This is a genomic window from Schlesneria sp., from assembly GCF_036405755.1.
Lineage (GTDB): Bacteria > Planctomycetota > Planctomycetia > Planctomycetales > Planctomycetaceae > Schlesneria > Schlesneria sphaerica.
In genome coordinates, this window is the sequence record NZ_DASWWZ010000338.1 from 1 (window position 1) to 5,113 (window position 5,113).

Consider the following 5,113-nt stretch of genomic DNA (forward strand, 5'->3'; position numbering starts at 1 on the left):
ACCGGTCTCGTTTGCAAGTTCCAGTCGGATCTCAACGTCGTCCCGTTCACGGGCGGATGCGAGCTTTTTTTCGCGGATGAGTTTCTGAATATCGAGCAGCGTTCGCTCGTCGACATCGAAGTACGCGAAGATCGGATCCGACGATACGATGGTTGTCAGTGCTGTCGAATCGGCCGAGACCAGATTTCCTTCGGTAATCAATTCCCGGCTGGTGCGGCCTGAAATCGGCGCGATCACTCGCGTGAATTCTTGGTCGAGCTTGGCTTTGGTCACATTGGCCTTAGTCGATTGCACGGACGCTTCGGCGTGAGCAAGATCCGCGACGGCCTTGTCGTAATCAGCCTGAGTGCTGATTTTCCTTTCGTGCAGATTTTCCGCTCGCAACATTTCGGCGCTGGCCTGTTTGGCGCTGGCCAACGCCGTCGCCAGGGTTCCCTCAGCCCGTTCGAGCTCTGCGTCGTACGGTCTTGGATCGATCTCGAACAGAAGGTCCCCCTCTTTGACTTCCTTTCCGGGGCGGAAATTGATCTTCTTGAGATAACCGCTGACTCGAGCACGAATCTCGACCGATTCCACGGCGTCGGTGCGGCCCGTGAACTCAGCAAAGTCGGCAAGTTCTTTCTCGGTGGGCTCGATGATCACGACGGCGGGAGGTTCACTTGCCGGCAAGCCTCCTCGCTGCGACGTGCCACATCCTGTCAGGAGTAACACTCCTAAAAGACTGGCAGCCCCGAGTTGTGCGTGAACAGGAAGAAGAGTCCCGCGGATCAACTGATTTCTCCGAAGACAGGAATGACACGAGAACAATCAGGCGTTCTGCCGCTGTGTCGCGTCGAGATGGGAATGGCACGGTCGATGCGTGCCGATCTTGTCACAATCACTCGGCCAATTCTAGCCTGTCGTCGCGAATTGTTGACTACGCTTTACACCGGGTATTGGCTGGCATCCATCGTCGGATCATTCTTGACGTCCAGAAGTCGCCAACAGTACCACGACGCCACACTGCAGTAGGGTTTCCAGGCGGCCGCAATCTGATGGCTCTGCTGTTTGGTAGGGAGTTCTGCCAGTCGGTACAACTCCCGAATGGACGACCGAACAATCAGGTCATCGTGGGGGAACACGTCGAGGCGCCCCAAGGAAAAGATGAGAAACATCTGGGCCGTCCAACGTCCAATGCCCCTGACCTGAATCAGTTGTTCGATCGCTTCCTCGTCCGACAGCCGACCGATTCGATCCAGTCGCAATCGCCTGTCGATTACCCGTTCGGACAAGTCCTTCAGGTAAGAGACCTTCTGCCGCGACAATCCGACGGACCGCAGTTCCTCATCCGTCTGTTCAATAATCGCTTGCGCCGAGAGAGGAAGTGGATGCAAGAGTTCATCCAGCCGTAACCGAATCGACTTCGCCGCCTTTGTCGAGATTTGCTGCGAAAGAATTGATCGCACCAAGAGTCCGAACCGGTTCCTCTCGAGCTTGAGACGGAACGGCCCGGCCCGATCAATCAAATCTCTCATGACGGGATCGACCGCTTTCAGATGGCGAATGGCGGACTCAATCTCGACGGCGTTGATCGGCATAGCAATGAACTTTCTGCAACATACATCGGGAACGCGATTAAGTACGCGCTTGGCCTGAGAGGGGCGTGTGGAGTGGCAGCACTGCCTCAGTACTGGCGACGACTATCATTCGGTGATTTCGTGAGAAGCGTCAACCGCATGGCCTTGCCCACCAGGGCGTCCGGAGAATGGATCGCCTTTGTCAGGTTTTTTCGGACATCCGCCGGTAAGGAACGGGTGGATCTGAAGGAGGCGAGAGGTCATTGCAGGAGACGCTCAGACAACGCAAGACGCTATGGGCTATCCCAAAACTACTGGTGCGGTAGGGATCGTCACGGCTCGCACTTGATTTGATGGTTCGTATCAGTCGGACTGGATTATGGGCCTTGATAGGAATTGAAGAGCGTTGAAGGTTGCCCATGAGCTGTCTGTCCCTATCATACGCACAGTCCCGAGGAGAGTGGGTTCCCTGTGCCGGTTGTTGACCTTTCTTTAATTTGCACGCGTTCCTCTCCTTTGCAAAGAGCTTGCTAAGAAGTTGAGAGGATGGTAGCGACGTGCATGATCTTCCGCTGATAACCACGATTGCCGTTGCGTTCACAGCAGCTTGGGTACTGGGGCTGTTGACGCAGCGCCTGGGGCTGTCCCCGATCGTTGGCTATCTGCTTGCGGGGGTTGCAATCGGGCCTTCGACGCCGGGATTTGTGGGTGATCTGGAAATTGCACATCAGCTGGCGGAAGTGGGCGTCATCCTGCTGATGTTCGGCGTCGGGCTTCATTTTGACCTCAAAGATCTACTCGCCGTGAAGTCGATCGCCATTCCGGGGGCGATTGGACAAAGTTTTGTCGCGACAATGGCGGGATTGTTTCTCTATTCCGCCCTTGGACTTCCGATGATGGTCTCGGCGGTGATCGGTATGGCCATGGCTGTGGCAAGTACCGTGGTGCTGATGCGCATGCTGATGGACGCTGACGAGTTAAATTCATCCCAGGGGCACATCGCCGTCGGCTGGTTGCTGGTTGAGGATGTGCTGACCGTTATCGTGCTCGTTCTGATCCCGGTGCTGGGAGAAATGGCTCACGAAGACGCGTCACAATTCTCGCTTTCGCAGTTGTGGGTACCGCTGGGCGTCGCCTTCCTGAAGCTGGGTGGTCTCGTGGTGACCGTTCTGGTTGTTGGACCACGAGTGATCCCGTGGGTGCTGGTACAGGTTGCCCGGCTGCGATCGCGAGAACTTTTCACCCTGACCGTCCTGGTATTTTCGATTTCGATGGCGGCCGCTTCGTACATGCTGTTTGGTGCGTCGATGGCTCTGGGGGCGTTTCTGGCAGGGATGGTCGTTGCTCAGTCGACAGTCAGTCATCAGGCGGCTGCTGATGCGCTTCCCATGCGGGACGCGTTCGCTGTGATTTTCTTCGTCTCGGTGGGGATGCTGTTTGATCCGATGTATCTGGTCCGCGAGCCGGGCATGATTCTGGCCGGGATGGGAATTATTCTGCTGGTGAAACCATTGATTGCCATCGTGATCGTGCTGCTGCTGGGACGCTCGATTCATACGGCTTTAACCGTGGCCATTGGATTGGCTCAGATTGGTGAATTCTCATTCATTCTTTCGGAACAGGCAGGGCATCACGGCCTGATGCCAGAGACAGGTCATAGCGTACTGATCGCGGGTGCGATCGTCTCAATCACGCTGAATCCAATTCTCTTCCGCTGCATCGGTCCCATCGAATCTTGGATTCAGAAGTCGCCCTGGCTCTGGTCAATTCTCAGCCGACGGGCTGACCGGCGGGCACTCAAGGTAAACCGGTCAGCGGAAAATCAGATCCAGCAGTCGGTCTCTGACGGAAAACGGCTGGCGATTGTGATTGGGTTCGGACCTGTGGGCCGGACCGTGCATCGGCTGTTGACTGACGCCGGTCTGAAAACCGTCGTCATCGATATGAATATGGACACGATCAGTGACCTGATGGCGCGTGGCGAAGTCGCGATCTTTGGGGACGCATCGCACGATGCGATTCTTGAACAGGCGGGGATGGATCATGCCGCCTACCTGATTGTGACCCTGCCCCATTCCTCGGCCCGATTGGCCGTCGTGACCGCAGCGAGAAATCTGAACTCAGATGCACGGGTTTTCGTACGTGCTCACTACTTGCGCGAACAGGACGATCTTGAGGAAGCCGGAGCTTCGGCGGCAGTGTTCGAAGAGGGTGAGGTTGCAGTGGCTTTGGCCAGACTGGTTTTGTCTGACATCGGGGCTCACCGGGACGTGGTCGAGCGGAAGGTGCAAGGGATTCGTCAGCAACTGATTCAGCGAAACATGTCGCAAGTTCAGTCGCAGCAGGTGCGGACGATCATGGTTCCCTGGGAGAACGTCCGTTATCTGACTTCGAACGCAACAAGGCAGGAAGTTTTGGTTCGAATTGCGGAAGAGCGATTTTCCCGTTGGCCCGTTGTTGAAGCGGGTGGAAAAGTTGCCGGATATCTGCTGGCCAAAGACTTTATCATCGATGGGTCCGGGACGGATGAGTGGAGTCGCCTGGTCCGGCCGCTGCGTGGTGTCCAGTCAGATGAAACTGTCGACTCCGTTTTGCTGCAGATGCAGAAAGAAGGGTCGTCAGTACGAATCGTCGAGGAACGGGGAGTGCCCGTCGGTCTGGTTACCCTGGAAGATATTCTCGAACAGGTTTGGGGAAGAATCGACGACGACTGTCCGGTTGAGGCGCATCTGGTTCTGCGAGAGGCCCTTACAGCAGGTGCGGTTCTTTTGGACCTGTCGGGGAAGAATCACGAAGAGATCATTCGCGAATTGGCAGGAGCGATTCCTCCGGGTCGACTGCCGCAGCGAGTCAACATTACCGAGATGGTATTGGCTCGTGAGCAAGAGATCACGACAGACCTCGGGGTCGGCGTTGCCATTCCCCACGCACGTTGTCCTGGCCTTCATCAGCCGATCGTCATTTTCGGGCGTTCGAAACAGGGGGTCCTGTTTTCGAGCGAATCGGAAAACCCAGTTCATCTTGTATTCCTGTTGATCACGCCGGCTGACCAATCGAGTATCCAATTGATTTTGCTCGCGCAACTGGCTCGTCTGGTTGAAGATCAAGCGACGCGCGATCGACTGAATGGAGCACTGACTCCGTACGAGATCATCAATATCTGCGCAACAAGACAGCAGGCGGGGGATGATTCTGACGTTGAGTGAGCAGGGGCTGTGTCGACGAGGGGATCGCTCGGTCCGTTCTCTGAAGAGAATGTCGATGGAAGCTCGATGCGACGGAGCTTAAATGCGGGCCGACAGATTCCCTGATGCAGTTCACCCCAGGAATCGAACTGCGTCCGGCAGTGTCGCTGTAACTCTTTTTGACTTTTCGCTCTGTAGCCTGTCGGTCATTTGAGGTACGCGTCGCAATCCATTGGGTACTCGCCAGCAATCCCATCCGACTCGCGACCGGACATGCGGCTGCCCGTAATATCCGCCTCCCCTTCTCCGACGGTTAGTCGTGTTTGAAGACTGCTGCCGGCGTGAAATATGCAGTAAATATCCTCACTTCAG

Annotated in this window: 3 protein-coding genes; 1 reads left to right on the plus strand and 2 read right to left on the minus strand. The window is 56.0% G+C overall.

Features of this window, described 5'->3' with window-relative positions; translation table 11 throughout:
• Together VGE80_RS11710 and VGE80_RS11715 are read right to left on the minus strand one after the other, a co-directional pair.
• Positions 1–669: efflux RND transporter periplasmic adaptor subunit (locus VGE80_RS11710; protein ID WP_440592796.1), on the minus strand; the 669-nt coding region annotated here is incomplete at its 3' end.
• A gap of 254 nt (positions 670–923) precedes the next feature.
• Positions 924–1,577 carry a DNA-3-methyladenine glycosylase family protein gene (locus tag VGE80_RS11715; protein WP_373652722.1) on the minus strand — a complete coding sequence of 218 codons (654 nt, stop codon included), beginning with the start codon at positions 1,575–1,577 and terminating at the stop codon, positions 924–926.
• Between the two features lie 536 nt (positions 1,578–2,113).
• Between VGE80_RS11715 and VGE80_RS11720 the strand changes: the two genes are divergently transcribed.
• A complete protein-coding gene (locus tag VGE80_RS11720; RefSeq protein WP_440592797.1) occupies positions 2,114–4,762 on the plus strand; it encodes a cation:proton antiporter domain-containing protein in 2,649 nt (882 codons plus the stop codon).
• Positions 4,763–5,113: the final 351 nt, after the last annotated feature.

Coding starts and splice junctions, on each gene's coding strand:
- VGE80_RS11715 (WP_373652722.1), bottom strand. CDS start 1,577: ATGCCGATCAACGCCGTCGAGATTGAGTCCGCCATTCGCCATCTGAAA.